Source organism: Pseudomonas sp. 11/12A, from assembly GCF_000800055.1.
Classification (GTDB): domain Bacteria; phylum Pseudomonadota; class Gammaproteobacteria; order Pseudomonadales; family Pseudomonadaceae; genus Aquipseudomonas; species Aquipseudomonas mohnii.
Window position 1 is genome coordinate 1,904,420 of sequence record NZ_JUGV01000001.1, and the last position, 19,643, is coordinate 1,924,062.

17 protein-coding genes and 1 pseudogene are annotated in these 19,643 nt (G+C 61.0%); 15 read left to right on the forward strand and 3 right to left on the reverse strand.

The window, feature by feature from the left end; all coding sequences use genetic code 11:
- Nucleotides 1-339 precede the first annotated feature (339 nt).
- From GQ39_RS08855 to GQ39_RS33760, 4 genes and pseudogenes are all read left to right on the forward strand, one after another.
- Complete coding sequence (locus tag GQ39_RS08855) at nucleotides 340-1,683, forward strand: aromatic acid/H+ symport family MFS transporter (protein ID WP_047528959.1); 1,344 nt, start codon at nucleotides 340-342, stop codon at nucleotides 1,681-1,683.
- A 19-nt stretch (nucleotides 1,684-1,702) separates the two neighbouring features.
- Complete coding sequence (locus GQ39_RS08860) at nucleotides 1,703-2,911, forward strand: benzoate/H(+) symporter BenE family transporter (protein ID WP_047528961.1); 1,209 nt, start codon at nucleotides 1,703-1,705, stop codon at nucleotides 2,909-2,911.
- A gap of 50 nt (nucleotides 2,912-2,961) precedes the next feature.
- Nucleotides 2,962-4,230, forward strand: a complete 1,269-nt coding sequence (locus tag GQ39_RS08865; RefSeq protein ID WP_047528963.1) for an OprD family porin — start codon at nucleotides 2,962-2,964, stop codon at nucleotides 4,228-4,230.
- Between the two features lie 485 nt (nucleotides 4,231-4,715).
- A pseudogene (locus GQ39_RS33760) lies at nucleotides 4,716-5,117 on the forward strand (methyl-accepting chemotaxis protein); the annotation flags it as partial.
- A 21-nt stretch (nucleotides 5,118-5,138) separates the two neighbouring features.
- Here the strand turns inward: GQ39_RS33760 and GQ39_RS08875 are convergent.
- Entirely contained in the window at nucleotides 5,139-5,366 is a 228-nt protein-coding gene (locus GQ39_RS08875; RefSeq protein WP_047528965.1) for a DUF2790 domain-containing protein, read from the reverse strand.
- Nucleotides 5,367-5,485: 119 nt separating this feature from the next.
- Between GQ39_RS08875 and GQ39_RS08880 the strand changes: the two genes are divergently transcribed.
- The 5 genes from GQ39_RS08880 to GQ39_RS08900 all read left to right on the forward strand — a co-directional run bounded on the left by GQ39_RS08880 (nucleotide 5,486) and on the right by GQ39_RS08900 (nucleotide 10,588).
- Nucleotides 5,486-6,424 (forward strand): LysR family transcriptional regulator, encoded by a 939-nt coding sequence (locus GQ39_RS08880; RefSeq protein WP_047528967.1) that lies wholly within the window; start codon nucleotides 5,486-5,488, stop codon nucleotides 6,422-6,424.
- Between the two features lie 201 nt (nucleotides 6,425-6,625).
- Complete coding sequence (locus GQ39_RS08885; RefSeq protein WP_052193518.1) at nucleotides 6,626-7,450, forward strand: aspartate/glutamate racemase family protein; 825 nt, start codon at nucleotides 6,626-6,628, stop codon at nucleotides 7,448-7,450.
- A complete protein-coding gene (locus GQ39_RS08890; protein ID WP_047528969.1) occupies nucleotides 7,447-8,826 on the forward strand; it encodes an FAD-dependent oxidoreductase in 1,380 nt (459 codons plus the stop codon). The genes GQ39_RS08885 and GQ39_RS08890 overlap by 4 nt, the downstream gene beginning before the upstream one ends.
- Before the next feature lie 2 nt (nucleotides 8,827-8,828).
- Entirely contained in the window at nucleotides 8,829-9,617 is a 789-nt protein-coding gene (locus GQ39_RS08895; RefSeq protein ID WP_047528971.1) for an electron transfer flavoprotein subunit beta/FixA family protein, read from the forward strand.
- On the forward strand, nucleotides 9,614-10,588 hold the full coding sequence (locus tag GQ39_RS08900) for an electron transfer flavoprotein subunit alpha/FixB family protein (RefSeq protein WP_047528973.1): 975 nt from the start codon (nucleotides 9,614-9,616) through the stop codon (nucleotides 10,586-10,588). The genes GQ39_RS08895 and GQ39_RS08900 overlap by 4 nt, the downstream gene beginning before the upstream one ends.
- Before the next feature lie 75 nt (nucleotides 10,589-10,663).
- On the opposite strand, the gene GQ39_RS08905 is transcribed toward GQ39_RS08900, so the two are convergent.
- Nucleotides 10,664-11,614, reverse strand: coding sequence for a LysR family transcriptional regulator (locus GQ39_RS08905; RefSeq protein ID WP_047528975.1), 951 nt, complete (start codon nucleotides 11,612-11,614; stop codon nucleotides 10,664-10,666).
- Between the two features lie 97 nt (nucleotides 11,615-11,711).
- On the opposite strand from GQ39_RS08905, the gene GQ39_RS08910 reads away from it, so the two are divergent.
- Genes GQ39_RS08910 through GQ39_RS08920 form a run of 3 tightly spaced genes read left to right on the forward strand, consistent with a single transcriptional unit; the run spans nucleotide 11,712 to nucleotide 14,492 of the window.
- Nucleotides 11,712-13,166 carry an FAD-dependent oxidoreductase gene (locus tag GQ39_RS08910; RefSeq protein ID WP_047528977.1) on the forward strand — a complete coding sequence of 485 codons (1,455 nt, stop codon included), beginning with the start codon at nucleotides 11,712-11,714 and terminating at the stop codon, nucleotides 13,164-13,166.
- Nucleotides 13,163-13,894, forward strand: a complete 732-nt coding sequence (locus GQ39_RS08915; RefSeq protein ID WP_047528979.1) for an SDR family NAD(P)-dependent oxidoreductase — start codon at nucleotides 13,163-13,165, stop codon at nucleotides 13,892-13,894. The genes GQ39_RS08910 and GQ39_RS08915 overlap by 4 nt, the downstream gene beginning before the upstream one ends.
- A gap of 22 nt (nucleotides 13,895-13,916) precedes the next feature.
- On the forward strand, nucleotides 13,917-14,492 hold the full coding sequence (locus GQ39_RS08920; RefSeq protein WP_047528981.1) for a cysteine hydrolase family protein: 576 nt from the start codon (nucleotides 13,917-13,919) through the stop codon (nucleotides 14,490-14,492).
- Between the two features lie 89 nt (nucleotides 14,493-14,581).
- On the opposite strand, the gene GQ39_RS08925 is transcribed toward GQ39_RS08920, so the two are convergent.
- A complete protein-coding gene (locus tag GQ39_RS08925; RefSeq protein WP_052193520.1) occupies nucleotides 14,582-16,438 on the reverse strand; it encodes a sigma-54-dependent Fis family transcriptional regulator in 1,857 nt (618 codons plus the stop codon).
- A 395-nt stretch (nucleotides 16,439-16,833) separates the two neighbouring features.
- Between GQ39_RS08925 and GQ39_RS08930 the strand changes: the two genes are divergently transcribed.
- The 3 genes from GQ39_RS08930 to GQ39_RS08940 all read left to right on the forward strand — a co-directional run bounded on the left by GQ39_RS08930 (nucleotide 16,834) and on the right by GQ39_RS08940 (nucleotide 19,617).
- A complete protein-coding gene (locus tag GQ39_RS08930; RefSeq protein ID WP_047528983.1) occupies nucleotides 16,834-17,724 on the forward strand; it encodes a VOC family protein in 891 nt (296 codons plus the stop codon).
- An 81-nt stretch (nucleotides 17,725-17,805) separates the two neighbouring features.
- A complete protein-coding gene (locus tag GQ39_RS08935; protein ID WP_047538648.1) occupies nucleotides 17,806-18,342 on the forward strand; it encodes a flavin reductase family protein in 537 nt (178 codons plus the stop codon).
- Between the two features lie 54 nt (nucleotides 18,343-18,396).
- Nucleotides 18,397-19,617: an acyl-CoA dehydrogenase family protein gene (locus GQ39_RS08940; protein ID WP_047528985.1), complete on the forward strand. Its 1,221-nt coding sequence runs from the start codon at nucleotides 18,397-18,399 to the stop codon at nucleotides 19,615-19,617.
- The last annotated feature ends 26 nt before the right edge of the window (nucleotides 19,618-19,643 follow it).

The window sequence follows — 19,643 nt, forward strand, 5'->3', positions numbered from 1 at the left end:
CCCATTACAGGTCGCCAGAACCCGGTTCTTTTTTACGCCTGAGCAGGGCGAAGACATTGAGCTAAATCAACGAGGCCTGAGTGAGCCCCTGACAAATCGCTCGTGGGTCATGGCAACGCGCCGATATCACCCCTCTGCACAAAACGGATAGCGATATGCGCAAAGCGGATATTGCCACTCTGCCGGTCTCAATACCCTCCATTTGCATCTCGCGTAACAGTGCTGTGCATGGCGCGTAACAATGCGGCCGCCATTGGTGGACCCTTGCCTGCACCGCTCACGGCAGCACGCTGAAACGCCCAAACGAACAATAAAAAATAACAACAAGAGACCCATGCCATGCGAAAAATCGATGTACACGAGGTTATCGACAACGCACGCTTCAACCGCTTTCACTGGATGGTGTTGTTCTGGTGCGCCCTGATCATCATCTTCGACGGCTACGACCTGGTGATCTACGGGGTGGTCTTGCCGACGCTGATGAAAGAGTGGGGGCTGAGCCCGTTGGAGGCCGGAGCGCTGGGCAGTTATGCGCTGTTTGGCATGATGTTCGGTGCGCTGTTTTTCGGCCCGCTGTCCGACAAGATCGGGCGCAAGAAAACCATCACCCTTTGCGTGATGCTCTTCAGCGGCTTCACCGTGCTCAATGGCTTTGCCACGAGTCCCACGACCTTTGGCATCTGCCGGTTCATTGCCGGCCTTGGCATCGGCGGCGTCATGCCCAACGTGGTGGCGCTGATGAACGAGTACGCGCCGAAGAAAATTCGCAGCACCCTGGTCGCCATCATGTTCAGCGGTTATTCGGTGGGCGGCATGCTCTCGGCGGGCCTGGGGATCGTGCTGATTCCAAGCTTCGGTTGGCAGGCGGTGTTCTATGTGGCGGGGCTGCCTTTGCTGCTGTTGCCGCTGATCATGTACTTCCTGCCTGAGTCGGTGGGGTTCATGTTGCGTCAAGGCCGCAACGAGCAAGCGCGTGCTGTCTTGCAACGCGTTGACCCGGCCTATGTTGCCCAGGCCAGCGATACCCTGCACATGGCGGAAGTGAAGGGCACCGGCACGCCAGTACTGCAGCTGTTCCGCGAAGGCCGCGCCATGCGCACGCTGATGCTCTGGCTGGCGTTTTTCTGCTGCCTGTTGATGGTCTACGCCCTGAGTTCCTGGCTGCCGAAACTCATGGCCAACGCCGGTTACAGCCTGGGCTCAAGCTTGTCCTTCCTGCTGGTGTTGAACTTCGGCGCGATTTTCGGTGCGGTGGGCGGTGGCGTATTGGGCGACAAGCTCAACCTTCCAAGGGTGCTGGCGGTGTTCTTCGCCATTGCCGCGGTGTCGATCACCTTGCTCGGATTCAAAAGTCCGACCCCCGTGTTGTACCTGCTGATCGCGATCGCCGGCGCCACCACCATCGGTTCGCAAATCCTGCTGTATGCCTGTGCCGCGCAGTTCTATTCCATGGCCATTCGTTCCACGGGGCTTGGCTGGGCGTCGGGAATCGGCCGTAACGGCGCCATTGTCGGCCCTTTGTTAGGCGGTGCGTTGCTGGGAATCAGTTTGCCGCTGCAACTCAACTTCATGGCGTTCGCCCTGCCGGGTGCGGTGGCCGCCCTCGCCATGACCCTGTATGCCATCAGCAGCGAGCGAAACGCCTCCAGGGTGACCGCGCCACTGTCCACGGCCAAGGCTTGAGTGCGCAAGGAGCTGTTTGATGAAAGGCTTGATGCGTGACTTTTCGCTGTCCGCTGCGGTGGCGGGCTTTATTGCCACGGTGATCTCGTATGCGGGCCCACTGGTGATCATTTTCCAGGCGGCGGACGCCGCGCATCTGTCTCGCGAGCTGTTGTCGTCCTGGGTCTGGGCGATCTCCATTGGCAGTGCGCTGCTGGGCATCGGCCTGAGCCTGCGCTACCGCGTGCCAATCATCATTGCCTGGTCGGCACCCGGCTCGGCCCTGCTGGTGGCGTTGCTGCCGGGCATCTCGATGAACGAGGCCGTCGGTGCCTATCTGCTGAGCAGTCTGATTATCTTTCTGGTCGGCATCTCGGGCGCCTTCGACCGCGTTATCAGCAAGCTGCCCGGCGCCATCGCAGCGGCCATGCTGGCGGGGATTCTGTTGCGTTTCGGCACTGGCCTGTTCGTGTCATTGCAAGGTCAGCCCGGGTTGGTGCTGGCCATGTTCGTCACCTACCTGGTGTGCAAACGGCTGCTGCCGCGTTACGCGGTGATGGCGGTACTGGTGGTGGGCTGTGCCATCGCCATACTCACCGGCCAATTGCACCGCGAAGCCCTGGTGATCGGCCTGGCGACGCCGGTTTGGGTCACCCCGCAGTTCAGCCTGAGTGCAACCTTGAACGTCGCCTTGCCACTGGTGATGGTGGCGCTGACCGGGCAGTTTGTGCCGGGCATGGCAGTGTTGCGCGCCTCGGGTTACGCCACGCCGGCCAGCCCGATCATCGCCTGCAGCGCGCTGGGCACGGCGCTGTTGGCGCCGTTTGGTTGCCATGGCCTCAACCTGGCGGCGATCACTGCCGCCATCTGCACTGGCCGCGAGGCCCACGAAGACCCTGGCAAACGCTATGTCGCCGGTGTGGTCGGCGGTCTCTGTTACCTGGTACTGGGCATCTTTGGTGCGACCCTGGTGTCGTTGTTTGCCGCTTTCCCCAAAGAACTGATCGCCGCCCTGGCGGGCCTGGCCCTGTTCGCTGCCATTGCCGGCGCCCTGGCCAATGCCATGGCCGTACCCCATGACCGCGAAGCGGCGCTGGTGACGTTCCTCACCACCGCCTCGGGCATGTCGCTGTTCGGCTTGTCCGCCGCGTTCTGGGGGCTGATTTTCGGCATGGCCGCGCACCTGCTGTCGGGTGCGCGGCGGCCGCCCCATGCCACCTCCAGCAGCGCCCGGGAGGTGGCGCGCTGACCTGTATCCGCCACGCCTTACCTATTCATAACAACAATAAGAGCACATCGATGAAGTCAACCATTCATGCAACTCGTACGCTTTTGTCCACGGCTGTCGCCTTGGGTTGTTCCAGCCAGTTGATGGCCGCCGAGGGCGGTTTTATCGAGGACGCCACCGCCACCTTGCAGGCACGCAATTACTACTTCAGCCGGGACTACTCGGACATTGTCGGCGCTAACAAGCAGTCGAAGGCCGAGGAGTGGGCCCAGGGCTTTATCTTCAACGCCAAGTCCGGTTACACCCAAGGGACGATCGGCGTTGGCGTCGATGTCATCGGCCTGCTCGGGCTCAAGCTCGACAGCAGCCCGGACCGGGTCAACACCGGCCTGTTACCGGTGCAAAGCGATGGTCGCGCGGCCGATGACTACAGCCGCGTGGAAGGCACGTTGAAGCTGCGTTACTCGAAAACCGAACTGCGCGTTGGCGAACTGCAACCGAACTTGCCGGTGCTGGTGTTCAGTGACATCCGCCTGCTGCCGCCAAGCTACCAGGGGGCGAGCATCACGTCCGGCGAGATCAACGGCCTGACGTTGCAAGGCGGTCATCTGACGTCCACTCACCTGCGCAACGAGGCCGGCGACGAGAAGATGCAAGCGATGCTCAGCTACGTGCCTCAGCGCCAGGCCAGCAGTGACGCGTTCAACTATGGTGGCGGCGATTACGCCTTCAACGACAAACACACCAGCGTCAGTGCCTGGTACGGGCAACTGGAAGACATCTACCATCAAGGCTTCCTGGGCCTGAAACACAGCCAACCCTTGGGCAGTTGGACCCTGGGCGCGAACCTGGGCTATTTCGATGCCAGGGAGGATGGCAAGAAGCTGTTGGGCAATATCGACAACCAGGCGTTCTTCTCCCTGCTGTCGGCCAAGTACGGCGGCCATACCTTCTACGTCGGCTACCAGGGCATGTTTGGTGAAAGCGCGTTCCCTCGGGTATTTGCCAACATCTCGCCGCTGGGTAACGAAGTGCCGACCTATGAATTCGCCTCCACCGACGAGCGTTCCTGGCAGGCGCGCTACGACTACGACTTTGCCGCCCTCGGCGTGCCGGGCCTGACCAGCACCGTGCGCTACATCACCGGCAACAACGTCAACACCGGCAAGGGCTTTGAAGGCAAGGACCGCGAACGCGACCTGGACCTCGGTTACGTCGTGCAGAGCGGCACCTTCGCGGGGCTTGGGATCCGGGTGCGCAATGCCATGGCGCGCTCCAATTACCGCACCGATATCGACGAGAACCGACTGATCCTGAGCTACACCTGGACGTTGCTGTGAGCGAACTGGGGGCGAGTATGAGCAATAAAACCTGGGCACGACTGGCCCTGATTACAGCCGGCGGCGCAGTGGTGCTGCTCGCTGTTGGCAACGGCATGCACCTGATGTATGCCGGCGTCATCGACCTGTTACTGCTGGCGGCGGCGGTGCTTTATCAGCGTCAGCCAATGCGCGTGGTCGAAGTACTCGTGGAGCGGGAGCCGGATCCCGTGGTGTCCAGTGCACCGGTCCCGATACCGTCCTTGCCGGTGGTCGAGCCCGCCTGGCCGGGCGCCGAGGTAAAGGTGGCACTCGAACACTTGACTCAAGTGGTGCAGCAGACTGAAGAAGACATGCGCTTTGCCAACCAGCTGGCGCGTGGCGCGGGCGAGCGGGTACAGGCAAGCGCCGTGAGCATGCAGTCTTCGGCTGCCGTGCTGGGGGATCTTGATCAGTACCTGCAGCGCCTGGATCAGGTGTTCGATGAGCTGGGCAGCCAGTCGGTACGCATCGGTGCGATTGTCGGCAGCATCCAGGACATCGCCCGGCAGACCAACCTGTTGGCGCTCAACGCCGCGATCGAAGCCGCGCGGGCCGGTGATCATGGTCGGGGCTTTGCCGTGGTGGCGGACGAGGTGCGCAATCTGTCGCGCCAGGCAGCGGACTCCAGTGCGCAGATCCGGCAGATCGCGACAGGTCTGGAAAAGTCGGCGCAGGATGCCCGTCAGGGCCTTGAACAACTGACCGATTCGACGCGTTTGGGCCTGGACAAGGCCGAGGTCGCGTTGCAGTCGATGGGGGAGTTACGCAGTGGCGCGGTGGCCAGGCTGGAGGTGGTCGAACGCGTCATGCAGCGGTTGGCCAATTTGCACGAGTTGGCCCTGCAGGCCACCCGGATAGCAGCGTGAACGAGGTGCCTTTGCGGTCTCTCACACGCCCGAGCAACTGCCCATCACGTTGTAGGTCAACTGGTGGGTTTCACCCTGATGGTCGATGTAGACCATGGTCGCCGGTACGACGTCGCAGGCAGTCGAGGTATCGGTCACCGAGATGACCTTTGCGATATCCAGGGATGGAGGTGTTGTGGCCGGGTTGCCTTCACCGGCCATGACGGCGGTCGTGGTCAGGGCCAACAGGACGCTTAACAAAGTCTTCATGGTTTCTTCTCCGTGGTGTTTCGATGAGTCAATTCTATTCTTCTACAGATAGGGATAAAGAGGGCCGTACTTGATGCAGCGTTACATCAGATGCAACAGTCGTTGTCGCCGGAGGGTCCATGGACTTGCTTAACAGCCTGCGCGTATTTGTACGTGTAGCCGATGCAGGCAGCTTTACCACCGCCGCACAGGCGCTGGACTTTTCCACGGCGCAAGTGTCTCGGCTGGTGGCGGAACTTGAACAGCACGTGCAGGCGCGTCTGCTGCAACGCACCACCCGCCGTTTGAGCCTGACCGAAGCCGGCGAACGCTTCCTGTTGCGGGCGCGGCAAATACTGGATGACATGGCCGAGGCCACCGCAGAAGCCCGTGGCGCTCACCTGGAGCCCAATGGCCGGTTGCGTCTGCACTGTTTGACCGGGCTGGGTGTGCTGATGACGCCGCTGATTGCCCGCTACTGCGAGCTCTATCCGGACGTGGTGGTCGAGTTGACCTTGTCGCAACGCAACCCCGACCCCCTTGAAGACGGCCACGACGTGGTCATCTCCATTGCCCATGAATTGGCGGACTCACAATTCGTGGCCCAAGCCGTAGGGTGCATTTTCAGCATGCCTTGCGCATCGCCTGCGTACATCGCGCGTCGGGGCCTGCCCACCCACCCCGAACAGCTGAATGAACATTGCTGCCTGCGCATGATCGACCCGTTGTACGGCGATGAGTGGGTGTTCCGTGACGAGCAGGGTGAGCATTGCGTGGTGCCCGGCAAGACCTTCCAGAGCAACGTTCCCGAAGCGATGGTCAATGCGTCGGAGGCCGGGATGGGCATCAGCCTGTTGCCGTTCTACACCGCCACCCGGTCACTGCGCGAGGGCACCTTGCTGCGCCTGCTGGGCGACCACCGGCTCAGGGAGCGCAACGTCTATGCACTCTATCCTTCCAAGCGTTTTCTGGATGCCAAGGTCAGGACCTGGGTGGACTTTCTCAAGGCCGAGTTGCCTGGGCTTTTTTCCGGACATGAGGTCATCGCGAACGATGTTCGGCACTGGGGAATGAGCTAGCTAAAAAGATCAACCGCGCTGCTTGGGTACCTGGCCGTTCGCCGATCATGCAGCTTTTCTAAAAAGCCCCTTCAACGTCAGCACCTACTCTACGCGGCGACACTCTGCCGATAATCCCTCATTGCATATTCGCCTGGGTTGCATGGTGCGCTGGCCGCAAGGTTGGCGCACTCAGTGACGGGCTTTTGAATGAGGACTTACATGAGCATTCGTATCTGGCATCAAAGTTTCACCGTACTGAGCGACCTGGGCGCTTACGACGAGGCCTTGCGTGCGCATTTTCGCAGGGTGGCCCGGCCGGACACCGAGATCCATATGCATGGGATGCGCCCGGGTACCTACCGCAACCACTATCCGGGAGATGACATCAAGTATTCGGCCCTGCAGTACCTGCATGGCCTGCAGTTCATGGCGGCGGGCATCAATGCCCAGCATCAGGGTTTCGACGCCTACGCCATCAGCACCTTGCCGGAACCGGCACTCAAGGAAACGCGCAGCCTGCTGGATATTCCAGTGGTGGGCTATGGCGAATCGGCGATGCTGACCGCGTGCATGCTCGGGCGAACGTTCGGGGTTCTGGTGTTCATTGACGAGTTGGCTGAGCAGGTCACTGAAAACGCTGCGCGCCATGGTCTCGCCGGGCGGTTGACGGAGGTGCGGCATGTCGGCTTTCGCTTTGCCGATGTGCTGGCAGGCTTCACCGATCCCGCTGAACTGATCGAACGTTTTCGCAGCGCGGCGCGCGGCCTGATCGCCAGTGGCGCTGAAGTGATCATTCCCGGCGAAGCCCCGCTGAACGTACTGCTGGCCACCCACGGCATTAACGAGGTGGACGGTGTGCCAGTGCTCGATTCGCTCGGTGCCTGGGTCAAACAGGCGGAAAGCATGGTGGACTTGCGGCGCGCCAACGGCACGCGCACTTGCAATCGTGGATATTTCTCAGCCCAACCCGAGCCTGAGCGGGTTCGGGAAATCTTCGACTTCTATGGCTTGGGCTCGTTTATTCAAGCAGGAGATCAGGCATGAATCGTTATGAATGTGATTTGCTGGTGATCGGCGGCGGGCTGGCGGGTTTCAGCGCGGCCCTGGCTGCAGCCCAGGCGGGCTTGCAGGTGATCGTGCTGGAAAAGACCGCCCAAACCGGTGGTTCATCGGCCATGAGTGGTGGTTGCCTGGCGTTCGCCGGCACCGACCTGCAGCGTGCGCACGGTATTGAAGATTCGTCGCAATTGCTGTTCGACGACCTCGTCGAGGTGGGCAAGGGCGAATGCGACGAGGCACTGGTCAAGCTGTACACCGATCACCAACTGCAGACCTACCAGTGGCTCAAGGACAACGGCGTGGTGTTCACCGATGTCATCGAGGCCGCCTCCGGGCAGTCGGTACCACGGGTGCACAATGTGGACCCGGCCGACATGGTGCGGCAACTGCAACAGGCGGCGCTGGCAACGCAACAGGTCGAGGTCTGGCTGCACAGCCGTGCCCGCCGTTTGTTGCGTGGGGACGGTGGCCGGGTGTGGGGGGCGAGTGTCGAGCGTAACGGCGAAGTGGTCGACGTCATGGCTCGTAGAGCGGTGCTGCTGGCCAGCGGCGGATTTGTTCAGGACCGGGCGTTGATTCACCGCTTTGTCCCGCAGTACGACAATGCGGTGTTCATCGGTGGCGAAGGCAATGAAGGCGACGGCCTGCGCATGGCCTGGGCCTTGGGCGCGGACGTGCGTGACCTGCCGTACATCAAGGGCACCTTCGGCAAGCACCCCATGGATGAGCACAACCACCACGCTTGCCTGGCGGTTTACAAGGGCGCCATCGCGGTGAACCAGGAAGGTCGGCGATTTGTCGACGAATCACAGTCCTACAAGTTGCTCGGCGATGCCGTGATGCAACAGAGCTATGGTGTGGGCTATCAGATCCTGGATCAGGACATCCTGCTCAGCGGTGACAATCAGGTGCGAATCCTGGACTTCACCCGGCGCCTGGAAGAGGGGCTGTTCGTCGAGGCGCAGACATTGCAACAACTGGCGCGTCTGATCGAAGTGCCCGAGGACGTGTTACTCGCCGAAGTCGCTGCCTACAACGATGCCGTGCGCCAGGGGCAAACACCGGCGTTCGGTCGTCAACACCTGGTGCATCATCACGGTCAACTGCGCACCATTGAGCGTCCCCCCTTTTATGCCTACCCATCAACGGCGGCGGTTTTCGGCACCTACTGCGGTGTGATCGTCGACAGGGATTTGCACGTGCTCGATGTTTTCGGCGAACCGATCACCGGGCTGCTGGCGGCGGGCGAGATGATCGGCGGCTTCCACGGCGCTGCCTACATGACCGGTTCGGCCCTGGGCAAGGCGGCGGTATTCGGGCGCCTGGCCGGTGCCAGTCTGGGCAATGCGAGTGAGGGCTGAATATGAAAATTCTGGTCCTGCTGGCGGGTGTGGCAGATATCCGTTTCCCGTTACATCCCGTCAGTTTGAATAGCGAGTCGTTGATCCAGGAGCAAGGATCCCCCCGACGCCTGCTCGGCCCGTTCGACGAGGCTGCTTTGGAGGTGGCGCTCAAACTGCGCGATGCCCGGCCTGACACACAGATAGACGTGTTGCTGCTCGACGGCTGCAACAGTGAAAACCTGTTGCGCAGTGTCGCGGCGTTCTGCCCTGATTCATTGCGATGCCTGCAGCTTGAACCCTGCCAGCCATGGGATGCCCGACAGACAGCGACGCAGATCGCCGGGCTGATCAAGCGCGATTATCTTGCGCATGATTTGGTGCTGCTGGGGCGTGAGTTGGGCGACCTGGACGAAGGCAGTATTGCCGTACTGCTGGCGCGTCGGCTGGGTCGACCGCAACTGGCAATGGCTCAGTTTGGCCAATGGCAGGACGCGCAGCTGTGGCTGATGCGCGAACGTGGTACCTGCGAAGAATGGCTGAAGGTCGATCAGCCCTTGTTGGCGAGTGTGACCAATGATCGACGCAACAAGCTGCGCCACCCGTTGTTGAAAAATGTCATGCAGGCCAAGCGGATGACGTTCACCCAGGTCACGGCATCGGCGCCGACGCGTGCGGGGCTGTCGTTGTCGCAGCTGGAGACTGCGCCGCTGATTGCGCGAGGCGGGCAGTGCCGGCTATTGAGCGGCGACGTAACCGAGCAGGCCGCGGCGCTGATCGGTTGGCTAAAAGAACAAGGGGTCAATTCATGAGCAGACTGCTAGCGGTTATTCCTCAAGCCTGGGGGGCGGAGGCACTGGAAGCTGCACTCGGTGCGGCGCAGCAGGTCGGTGCCGGAGAGGCTTTTGCGGTGGTGCTGGTCAGTAGCCAGCCGAGTGCCGAGCACGCGCAATTGGCGACAAGGGCAGGTGCTCAATTGGTTTATCAGGCCGTGCACGCGGCATTGGGCGAATGTGACGAGCCTCAGGTCCTGGTGGCCGCGGTGGCCGAAGCGCTGCGGGCGATTCCCCGTCTGGGCAGTGAAGTGCCTCTGGTGTTGCTGCCGCCCGGTCCTCAGGGTGAGGAGCTGGCGGCATTGTTGGCAGACTATCTGGATGGGCAGGCGCTGGGCCGTTGTGTCGCACTGCGGCTTGAGGATGACGCGGTGCTGGCCGAGCGCGCGGCCTGGGGCGGGCGCATGCGCCTGGCGCTTCGGGCGGCCAGCGGACCGGCGTTCGCCTGTCTGCGCGCTGGCCGGCCGAAGCTCGAGGCCGAGTCCTCGGCGGAACTGTTCAACCTCGAACTGCATGGCAGCCTGCCAAAGGCATTGAGTCTGGACAAACGCGAAAGCGGACAGCGCCTGCCGCCCCTGGAGGGCGCCAGGCTGGTGGTGTCTGGTGGACGCGGGGTGAATGAACAAGGCTTTGCCTTGCTCGAGGCGTTGGCGTTAAGCCTGGGCGGCACCCTGGGCGGCAGTTTGCCGGCCGTGGATGCGGGCATGGTGCCGGTGCTGCGGCAAGTGGGTGTTTCAGGCAAGTTTGTCAGCCCGCAGATCTATGTGGCGGTGGGCATCTCCGGCACGTTGCAGCATCTGGCCGGGGTCAGCCTCGACAGCTGCATCGTGGCAGTCAACCAGGACCCGGAGGCGGACATTTTCAAGGTCGCCAGCCTGGGCATCGTCGCCCCTTGGGAGACGTTGCTGCCGGCGTTGCTTGACGGTCTGGGTCAGTCGCTGCCCGGATAGAGCCCGCTGCAAGCGTTGAACAAAAATGCCAGCCACCCAGTGGGCTGGCATTTTTTTTTCGTCGTCGCCCGTGTCTCAGATCAACCCGCGACGCCCCTGGCGAACGGCAATGCTGGCACCGGAAGGGGGACGGCGTTGAGCGTCCAGCGTAGCCAGAATGAACTCGATGAAGGCGCGTGTACGCGGCGCAACAAAGCGCGACTTGGGGGTTACGGTGTAGAAGTTGCGGCTGCCGGTGCTCCAGTCGGGGAATAACTCCACCAGCTCTCCGCTGCGGATCAGCCCGTTGACGAACACGTCCAGCACGTAAATGACGCCTTGCTCGGCCAGGGCGGCCTGGATTAGTGCGTCGGTACTGTTGAAGTGCAGTTCGCCCCGCGGGGTCAGTTGGTGATGCTCGCCCTCGCGGGCAAACGTCCAGTCCGACACGATATAGCGACCGGCGCCAAAAATGCCCAGGCAATGCTGTGGCAACAGCGCCTGCGGTTGCTGTGGCGTGCCGATGCGCTTGAGCAGGCCGGGTGCGGCGCAGGCCACGTAGTGCGCCTGATACAGGGGGCGGGCGACCAGGTCGGCGTCATTGACAGAATCGATGCGAATGGCCACGTCGGTGCCGGTGGCGATCAGGTCCTCGGCGTGGTCGGTCTGGCGCAGCGCCACGGACAATCCGGGGTGTTGCGCAGTAAAGGCCGGCAATGCCGGGCATAGCAGGGCGCGGGCGAAGGCAGCCGGTGACTCGATGCACAACTGTCCGCTGATCTCGCCTTTCTTTTGCCTGACCTGGGCTTCCATGTCGGCAATTTGCTGCAGTACCTGATTGCACTGCTCGAAGTAACCTTCGCCGTCATCGGTCAGGCGCAACGAGCGGGTATTGCGCGACAACAACGTCACCCCCAGGTAGTTCTCCAGGTTACGCACACTGGAGGTCACGGTGGCATTGGCGATATCCAGCGATTCGGCGGCGCGGCTGAAACTGCCGCATTCCACTACCCGCACGAACACCTGCATTGCCCAGAGTCTGTCCATCGGTTTTCACCTTTTTCTAATAGCCCATTAGCCGCGTCACGCTCGAACCCTGGGGCAGCGATTTCTATAGTACCAGCCACCAAGTGAGGAACTACCTATGGCTGAGTTGAATTTCGATCTGATTGTGCTGGGCTGCGGTGTCGCCGGTTTGTCGGCAGCGGTGGCGGGGGCCGAACGTGGCTTGCGCGTGGCGGTTCTGGAACGGGCCAGCCGGGAAGAACGCGGCGGGCAGAGTCGCTTTACCGAAGCTTACCTGCGAATGAAGAGCCATACGCAGGTGACCGATGATTTCGATACATTCCTGGCCGAGCATTCCGGGTATTACCAGGACCCTGATTTTGTCGCTGAAACTCTCGCCGATCGTGCCGACTGGTCGGCACAGACTCGCGCGTTGGGCTCGGTCGATGCCTCGGTGATCAGTACCTTTGCCGAACAAGTACCGGGCACCATCGAGTGGTTGAAGGGCAATGGGGTGAAGTTTGACTTCCTGCCCACTCAGTTTTTAACCAGCACCCAGCCGCGCCTGTTGCCGGTGGGGGGTGGTGAAGCCATTGTCGAAGCCCTGGCGACCAAGGCCGAGGCCCTGGGGGCGGAGTTTTTCTATGAAACTTCCGGGCGCCAGTTGTTGACTGAAGGCTTCGCCACGGTCACTGGCATCCGGGCGCTGTCACGCCAGCACGGCGATCTGGTTTTCCACGGTGCGGTGGTATTGGCCAGTGGTGGTTTTGAAGGAAACACCGAAATGCTTGGCCGCTACCTCGGGCCACGATCGGTGTATCTGCGCCCGGTGTGCAAGGGGGCCTATTACAACCGCGGCGAAGGCATCCAGATGGCGCTGGACATGGGGGCGGCGCCTAGCGGTGAATACGGCAGTTATCACGCAGAGCCGGTGGACCCGCGCTCGGGCATTTCCGAGCCGTCGATCTTTGTCTTCCCTTATGGCGTGCTGGTCAACAAGCAGGGGCGACGCTTCACGGACGAAGCACCGGGAACGGTCGATGCCTGGTACGAGCGCGTGACGCGGCAGATTTACCAGCAGGATGAAGGCATTGCCTGGGTGATTCTCGATCAGAAGGTCAAGGACGTACCTAATTACCGCCTGGCAATCCGCACTGATCAGGCCGCGATAGAAGGCGCAAGCCTGGTCGAGTTGGCCGCTAAGCTGGGTATCTGCGCGAACACTTTGCAAGACACCGTGAACCGCTACAACGACGCCTGCCGTCCCGGCGATTACCAACCCTTGCAGCTCGATGGCGTGGCCACGGTCGGTCTTGAGCCACCCAAAAGCAACTGGGCCCTGCCATTGGATGCGGGACCGTATTTTGCCTACCCGATCATCTCTGCCAACGTCTTCACCTTCGGTGGCCTCAAGGTCGACGAGCGAGCGCAGGTGATCAACGCGGAGGGCCAGCCGATCGGCAACCTTTACGCAGCCGGTGAAACCGTGGGCTTGTACTTTGGCAACTACGCGGGCGGCACTTCCGTACTCAAGGGGCTGGTGTTCGGCCGTCTTGCCGGTCAGGCCGCAGCGCAGCAGCGGGGTGTGCAATGAACGTCGCGGTGGTGACTGGCGCCGGTGGCGCCATTGGCAGTGCCGTGTGCAAGCTGCTGGAAAGTGAAGGCTGGCGGGTAGCGGCGCTGGACCTGGCTGAGCCGCGGATGCTCGGCCCGAACATGCGCTTCTATTCCTGCGACGTGGCCTCGCGCATCGCCGTGCGCGATGTGGTCGAGGACATCGAGGATCACATGGGCCCCATCACCGCACTGGTCAATGTCGCGGGCGTCTTGTCCACCGGCAGTGCGCTGGAACTCAAAGTCAGCGAGTTTGAACGAGTGATGCGGGTCAACGTACAGGGCACGTTAATTCCTTGTCAGTTGATTGGCCAGCTCATGGCTGAGCGCAAGCGGGGCAGCATCGTCAACATCGGCTCGGTGGTCGGCAAGAACGGAGGCAATGCCCGTCCATGGCTGGATTCCAGCGAACAGACGCGAGCCGGCGGCGTTGCCTACGGCATGTCGAAAGCGGCGGTGCACAGCATGACCCTGTTCCTGGCCAAGGAGCTGGCGAGTGCCGGCGTGCGGGTCAACGCGGTGGCGCCCGGCCCCATCGCCACGGAAATGACCACTGCCTTTCCCGAGAATTTGCGGGCCCTGATCCCCCTGGGGCGCATGGGCCGCGCCGACGAAGTGGCGGCGGCCGTCAGCTTCATGCTGTCGGACAAAGCCGGATTTATCAGCGGGGAAATCCTCGACATCAACGGTGCACTGTGGTGCGACTGATTCAAGCCAAGGGAAACAAAAAATGAAAAGCATTTATCTGGTGTTGGACATGCAAAACGATCTGGTTCACCCCGACGGTGCCAGTGGCAAAGGCCCGCTGGGCGAGCAGGTGCGTAGCCGCGAAGTGATAGCCCGCACGGCGGCGGCGATCGCCAAGGCGCGAGCCAAAGGCATTGCCGTAGCCTATGTGCGGGTGGCGTTTTCCGATGATCATCGCGAAGCCAACCCCAACTCGCAGGTATTCGGCGCGATCGCTAAAAACGGCATTCTGAAAAAGGATGCCTGGGGCGGTGCGGTGCATGATGACCTGGCGCCGTTGGCTGGCGAATGGGACATCGTCAAACACCGGGTTTCGCCGTTCTACGCCACAAGCCTTGAAGTACTGTTGCGCGGTCAAGGCATCGAGCGCATTTACTGCAGCGGCGTGAGTACCCAGGCCGTGGTTCAGGCCACGGTGCGCGATGCTCATGACCGTGACTTTGATGTGGTGGTGCTGGAAGATTGCTGCGCTTCGCCATCAGCGCAGGAGCATGAAAACTCCATGGCCAGCATCGCCCGCTTTTGTACCAGCATTGATTCCGCCAATGCATTCAACTGAGTTTTCCGATTGATCACGCCCTGGCCTCGGCCGGGGCGTTTTGTCGAGTGAACATCCCGACACCGGGCGATCATCCCGGTGCTGGTCATTCACGGGGAAACACTGGACTCGTCCAGCGACATCTTCTTCAGTCGATAGTCGAGCTGCGCCCGGCTCAATCCCAACAGGGTGGCTGCACGAGAGATGTTTTTGTCACTCAGTTGCATAGCCACTTCGATGTACACCTCTTCGATTTCGCTCAGGCGCACAGGGCCTCGCTGTAGCGTGCGCTTTACCAGGGCCAGCAACTGATCGTGACTGGCATTGCCCTGCTGGGCTGCTCCTACGCTGGGAGGGACGACGTCAGGCATGCGAATGCCGATGGCCGGACCGGTATCCCAACTCACTGTGCCGATGCGCTCGAGCTGCCCACCCAGGGCGTCCAGCCCCGAAAGATGGCGGATATCCAGCAAGTCGCCGTCATCGGCGAGGATGATTGCGCGTTCGATGACGTTTTCGAATTCACGAATATTGCCTGGCCAGTGATAGTCCAGAATCACTTGCAGGGCACGTGGCGTCACACCGGCCAGTTGCCGACCATGCCGGGTACTCAGCCGACGCATGACGCTGTCGAGCAGCAGCGGCAGGTCATCCTTGCGCTCGCGCAGCGGGGCGATGGTGATCGGGAACACATTCAGGCGATAGAACAGGTCGCTGCGAAAGCGCCCGGCCTTGACCGCGCTGGCCAAATCTTCGTTGGTGGCCGCGATCACCCGGACATCGACCTTGATCGTTTTGTTACTGCCCAGGCGCTCCAGGTGACCGCTTTGCAGTACGCGCAGCAGTTTGCCTTGGGCCGTCATGCTCAAGGTGGCGACTTCATCGAGGAAAATCGTACCGCCATCGGCAATTTCAAAACGCCCGGGGCGGGGATCGGTCGCCCCTGAATAAGCGCCACGCTGCACACCAAACAACTCTGACTCGATCAACTGCTCGGGGATCGCCGCGCAGTTGATTTCAACGAATGGTGTGTTGGCGCGCAGGCTGTTGCGGTGCAGCTCGTGGGCGAACATGGTTTTACCCACGCCACTCTCGCCCAGCAACAATACCGTCGCGTTGGTGCCTGCCACCCGCAGGATCTTGTGCATGGCGATGTGGTAGGCGGAGGAACTGCCCACCGGGCGGTCGAAATCGGTTTGCGCGGTCCCGCTGTCCTCCAGGCCGAAGGGCGAGGGGGTGGGCAGGGTGGTGGCCTTGACCGGTCTGGTCGGCTGCGCTCGGCGATGATCGGTGACCCTTGGCTGAAAATACTTGAGATCGTCTTCAGTGTTATCCCAGTCCTCGACCGGCTTGACGATAACCCTGCAGCGGCTATGCCCACAGCCTTGACACTCCATTTCCCGGGCCAGCAAGTGGCGCCCCATCAGGCGGCTCATGAAGCCCGAGCTGTAGCCGACTTCCATCCAGCAAATGGGGTCAGTGCTGACGCCGTTGGCGGCGATATGCACATCACTCTCGACTGAGCGTTTCCAGGTGAATTCACCGTACTTGTAGCCCTTGGCCTGATCGAACTCGATGCACACCGGTTCGACTTCGACGATCCCCGACAGGGCATGCAACTGGCCGCCTGCGGCGCAGATATCCAGTTCATTGCCCGTGCCACGGGCCTGGATCGCCAGGTCAGCATCACGTTGGCCTGTCAGGTAACCGACCCGAGTCAAAAGACCACGGGTAAATTCCACGCCGTTGCTTTCCAGCAGTTCCTGACGCAACGCCCCAAAGGATTCGACGTGCATCAGCATCATGCGTTTATCGCCCAGCCAGATCAAACCTTCCTTGGGGTTGAAATAGAGTCGATCAACCAGGTCCTGCATGTCCGGAAAGCGCAGGTCAGTGATGATGTTGATGCCGTGTCGGCTGCGTGATTGGCGTGGCGCCTCGGTGTCATCGATCGGGGAAGTTGTCATCTGATGAGCCCATGTTTTTTATTTATTGAAGGCAAACTCGATGCCAGGCGCTCGCCAATAGCCGCCGGCGCTGATGCTAGAGATGGTTGCTACGGTATCGCTTACTGGGGTTCTCGCAAGGTTTTTCTTTGAACCAGGGCAAATCACGAAAATCCTTACATGAAATTCATAACATTCTGAATTTTCGTATTGCCCGAAGGGTTCGCTCGCACAGCACTTGATGAGCTTGAAACTCGGAGAGCCATCTTTAATGCATTGAATATAAAGGAGTATTTAATTGGTTTGAATGAATTTCAACGTCTGGCACAGCGCTTGCTCTTGTCCTGTCACCACTGCTCATCAACGGGAACTCCCCGCCAGGGCAGCACGACAAAAACAACAAGAGGTACAGGCAAGTGGCAGAAATTCACTCGTTGGCCTATGCAGGATTTGGTGTAAGCGATCTCGATAAATGGCAGTGGCTCGCCACAGACATTATCGGCATGCAAGTCGCCAGCCGCGATGAGCAGGGTCTGACCCTGCGCATGGACGAATACGCCCAGCGATTCTTCCTGGAAAAGAATCCGATTGACGACATTCTGGTGGCTGGCTGGCAACTGCGCTCGGAACAGGAGCTGGAAAGCTATGTCGCCGAATTGCGCGACAAAGGCGTCCAGATTGAGCCGCTCTCCAGGGAGCTGTTGCAACGTCGTCGGGTCGAAAAGGCTTACAGCTGCCAGGACCCGAACGGCTTCACCCACGAGTTTTTCTTCGGTCACGCCGAAGCGGGCCTCAATGATGTGTTCCATTCGACAGTGCTCAAAGGTGGTTTCGTCACCGGCGAACTGGGCATTGGCCACATCCTGCCGTTTGCCAAGAACGGCCCGCAGACGGTGAAGTTCTACACCGATGTGCTGAAGCTGCGAGTCAGCGATTACATCCGCGAGGAAGTACAGCCTGGCATGGTGGTCGACGCCACCTTCTTTCACACCGCCACAGGCCGCCATCACTCCATTGCCACCGCTCAGGCCCCCGCGCCGAAGGTGCTGAACCATTTCATGGTGCAGGTCCAGAACATGGACGACGTTGGCATGGCCTACGACCGCTGCGTCAAGGCGGGTGTCCCGATCATTCTTGAGTTGGGTCATCACCCGAACGACAAGACCTTTTCTTTCTATGCCCAGACCCCTTCGGGTTTCAACTTCGAAATGGGTTGGGGCGGGGTGGTCATCGACGACCGGCATTGGGAAGTCAAGGCGTTCAGCAAGATGAGCGACTGGGGTCACAAACGCAACATCGTTCTCTGACCAGCAGCGAGCTGCCGGCCTGACCGTGCAGTGAACAGCATTCAAGGCCATCCGTGCCTGCGCAACAGCGAGGTTTTCCAGATGTTAAACGCCATTCAATCGAGCGGTACGCCATCGGTGATTGCGCCCACAGTCGCTACCGCTGACTTCTGTAAAGGCATGCGCCATCTGGCGGGTGCCTGCGTCGTGATCGCCAGCGGCAGTGACAGCGAAAGAGCCGGGCTGACCGCCACGGCGGTGTGTTCGATCACTGCCGACCCGCCGCGCCTGCTGATCTGCGTGAACCGCAATGTTCGCGCCCATGAAGTGATTCAACGGTCCGGCGCGTTCAGCATCAATGTGCTGGCCCATGACCAGGAGTTCATCGCCAAGCGCTTTGCCGGGATGGTCGAGGGCGTCAGCGGCGAAGCGCGTTTTGCCGAAGGCTGCTGGGAGTCGGGGGTCACCGGCGTGCCGTTGCTCGAAGACGCACTGGTGAGTTTCGAGTGCCGGCTGGAACAAGTGATTCCGGCCAGTACTCACGACATGTTCATCGGAGAAGTGGTCGGCGTCCGGGGGCAACAGGAGCAGGACGGCCCCTTGGTGTACTTCAACAGCAGGTTCGCTGCGCTCAAGTGAAACCTGACCACTTGCGACACGCAAATACAACAATAAACAAGAGATCACAGACCTATGAACAACTTCGTCACGCCAACCGAGCCTGTGGATACCCAAGCGATTCCGAGCGAAGCGCAATTGCTGGAGCGCGCGCGCGGGTTGATCCCGATGCTGATGGAAAAAGCCGATTCGGTGGAACAGAACCGCATGGTGTCCAAAGAGACCATCGCGGCGTTCGTTGACGCCGGTTTCTTCAAGATCCTCCAACCCAGCCAATATGGCGGCTGGGAGATGAATCCCGCGGTGTTCTACAAAGTCCTGATGGAGTTGGGTCGTGGCTGCGGCAGCAGTGCCTGGAACATGATGATCCTGGGCATCCACCAGTGGGAATACGGCTCCTTGCCAGAACAGGCTTGCCTGGATGCCTGGGGCGAAGACAACGCGGTGATCACTGCCTCGTCTTACCCGCCGTTCGGCAAGGTTGAGGAAGTCGAAGGCGGCTTCAATATCAGCGGCACCTGGAAAACCTCCAGCGGTTGCGATCACGGCCAATGGGCGTTCCTCGGAGGCCTGCGGCGTGATGCCAGCGGTCAGGTGATTGATCGCCTGTCGATGCTGGTGCCCAGCTCCGCATGGGTGATCGAAGACGACTGGCACACCTTCGGCCTGGCGGGCACCGGCAGCAAGAGCCTGGTGATCAAGCATGCGTTCGTTCCCCATCACCGCGCCCACAGCCTGATTCAGTACACCTACAGCGAGCGTCCGGCGAACTACCTGTATCCGTTCAACCAGATCTTCTTCGGTGCCGTTTCGGCGCTGATCGTGGGCATCGCCCAGGGTGGGATCGATGAGTATGTGCGCCAGATGAGTGTGCGCACCAACACCACCGACGGCGCGGGCGCGGCACTGAGCCCGTATGTGAAGGATCGCCTGGGTAACGCGGTGGTTCGGGTGCGTTCTGCCCGTGCGCGGCTGCTGCAAATGCTTGCCGAGAGCAGCGCCTATGTCGAGCGGCGCGAACTGGTGCCGGTCTCTGACCGCGTGCATTACATGCTCGACATCGCCCGTGTCGGTCGCGATTGCGAAGAGGCGGTGATGCTGCTGTTCAAGGCCACATCGGCCCGTGGCATTTACCTGAGCAATCCACTCCAGCGAATCCTGCGCGACGTCATCGCCGCGGCCAACCACATAACCCAGAACGCGGATGACACGGCGGGCATGCTCGGGGCTTATCTGTTGGGGCAACAGTTGCCACCGATGCTGTTCGGTCTGGAGCCCGTATCGCTCAACGATTGAGTCGCTGGACCGGGAGGGGGCGTGCT

Excerpts from the sequence above, each read along its gene's own strand:
- GQ39_RS08855 (WP_047528959.1), top strand. The coding sequence starts at position 340 with ATGCGAAAAATCGATGTACACGAGGTTATCGACAACGCACGCTTCAAC.
- GQ39_RS08925 (WP_052193520.1), bottom strand. The coding sequence starts at position 16,438 with ATGACAACTTCCCCGATCGATGACACCGAGGCGCCACGCCAATCACGC.
- GQ39_RS08905 (WP_047528975.1), bottom strand. The coding sequence starts at position 11,614 with ATGGACAGACTCTGGGCAATGCAGGTGTTCGTGCGGGTAGTGGAATGC.
- GQ39_RS08920 (WP_047528981.1), top strand. The coding sequence starts at position 13,917 with ATGAAAAGCATTTATCTGGTGTTGGACATGCAAAACGATCTGGTTCAC.
- GQ39_RS08940 (WP_047528985.1), top strand. The coding sequence starts at position 18,397 with ATGAACAACTTCGTCACGCCAACCGAGCCTGTGGATACCCAAGCGATT.
- GQ39_RS08860 (WP_047528961.1), top strand. The coding sequence starts at position 1,703 with ATGAAAGGCTTGATGCGTGACTTTTCGCTGTCCGCTGCGGTGGCGGGC.
- GQ39_RS08915 (WP_047528979.1), top strand. The coding sequence starts at position 13,163 with ATGAACGTCGCGGTGGTGACTGGCGCCGGTGGCGCCATTGGCAGTGCC.
- GQ39_RS08900 (WP_047528973.1), top strand. The coding sequence starts at position 9,614 with ATGAGCAGACTGCTAGCGGTTATTCCTCAAGCCTGGGGGGCGGAGGCA.
- GQ39_RS08935 (WP_047538648.1), top strand. The coding sequence starts at position 17,806 with ATGTTAAACGCCATTCAATCGAGCGGTACGCCATCGGTGATTGCGCCC.
- GQ39_RS08910 (WP_047528977.1), top strand. The coding sequence starts at position 11,712 with ATGGCTGAGTTGAATTTCGATCTGATTGTGCTGGGCTGCGGTGTCGCC.
- GQ39_RS08885 (WP_052193518.1), top strand. The coding sequence starts at position 6,626 with ATGAGCATTCGTATCTGGCATCAAAGTTTCACCGTACTGAGCGACCTG.
- GQ39_RS08875 (WP_047528965.1), bottom strand. The coding sequence starts at position 5,366 with ATGAAGACTTTGTTAAGCGTCCTGTTGGCCCTGACCACGACCGCCGTC.
- GQ39_RS08865 (WP_047528963.1), top strand. The coding sequence starts at position 2,962 with ATGAAGTCAACCATTCATGCAACTCGTACGCTTTTGTCCACGGCTGTC.
- GQ39_RS08880 (WP_047528967.1), top strand. The coding sequence starts at position 5,486 with ATGGACTTGCTTAACAGCCTGCGCGTATTTGTACGTGTAGCCGATGCA.
- GQ39_RS08895 (WP_047528971.1), top strand. The coding sequence starts at position 8,829 with ATGAAAATTCTGGTCCTGCTGGCGGGTGTGGCAGATATCCGTTTCCCG.
- GQ39_RS08890 (WP_047528969.1), top strand. The coding sequence starts at position 7,447 with ATGAATCGTTATGAATGTGATTTGCTGGTGATCGGCGGCGGGCTGGCG.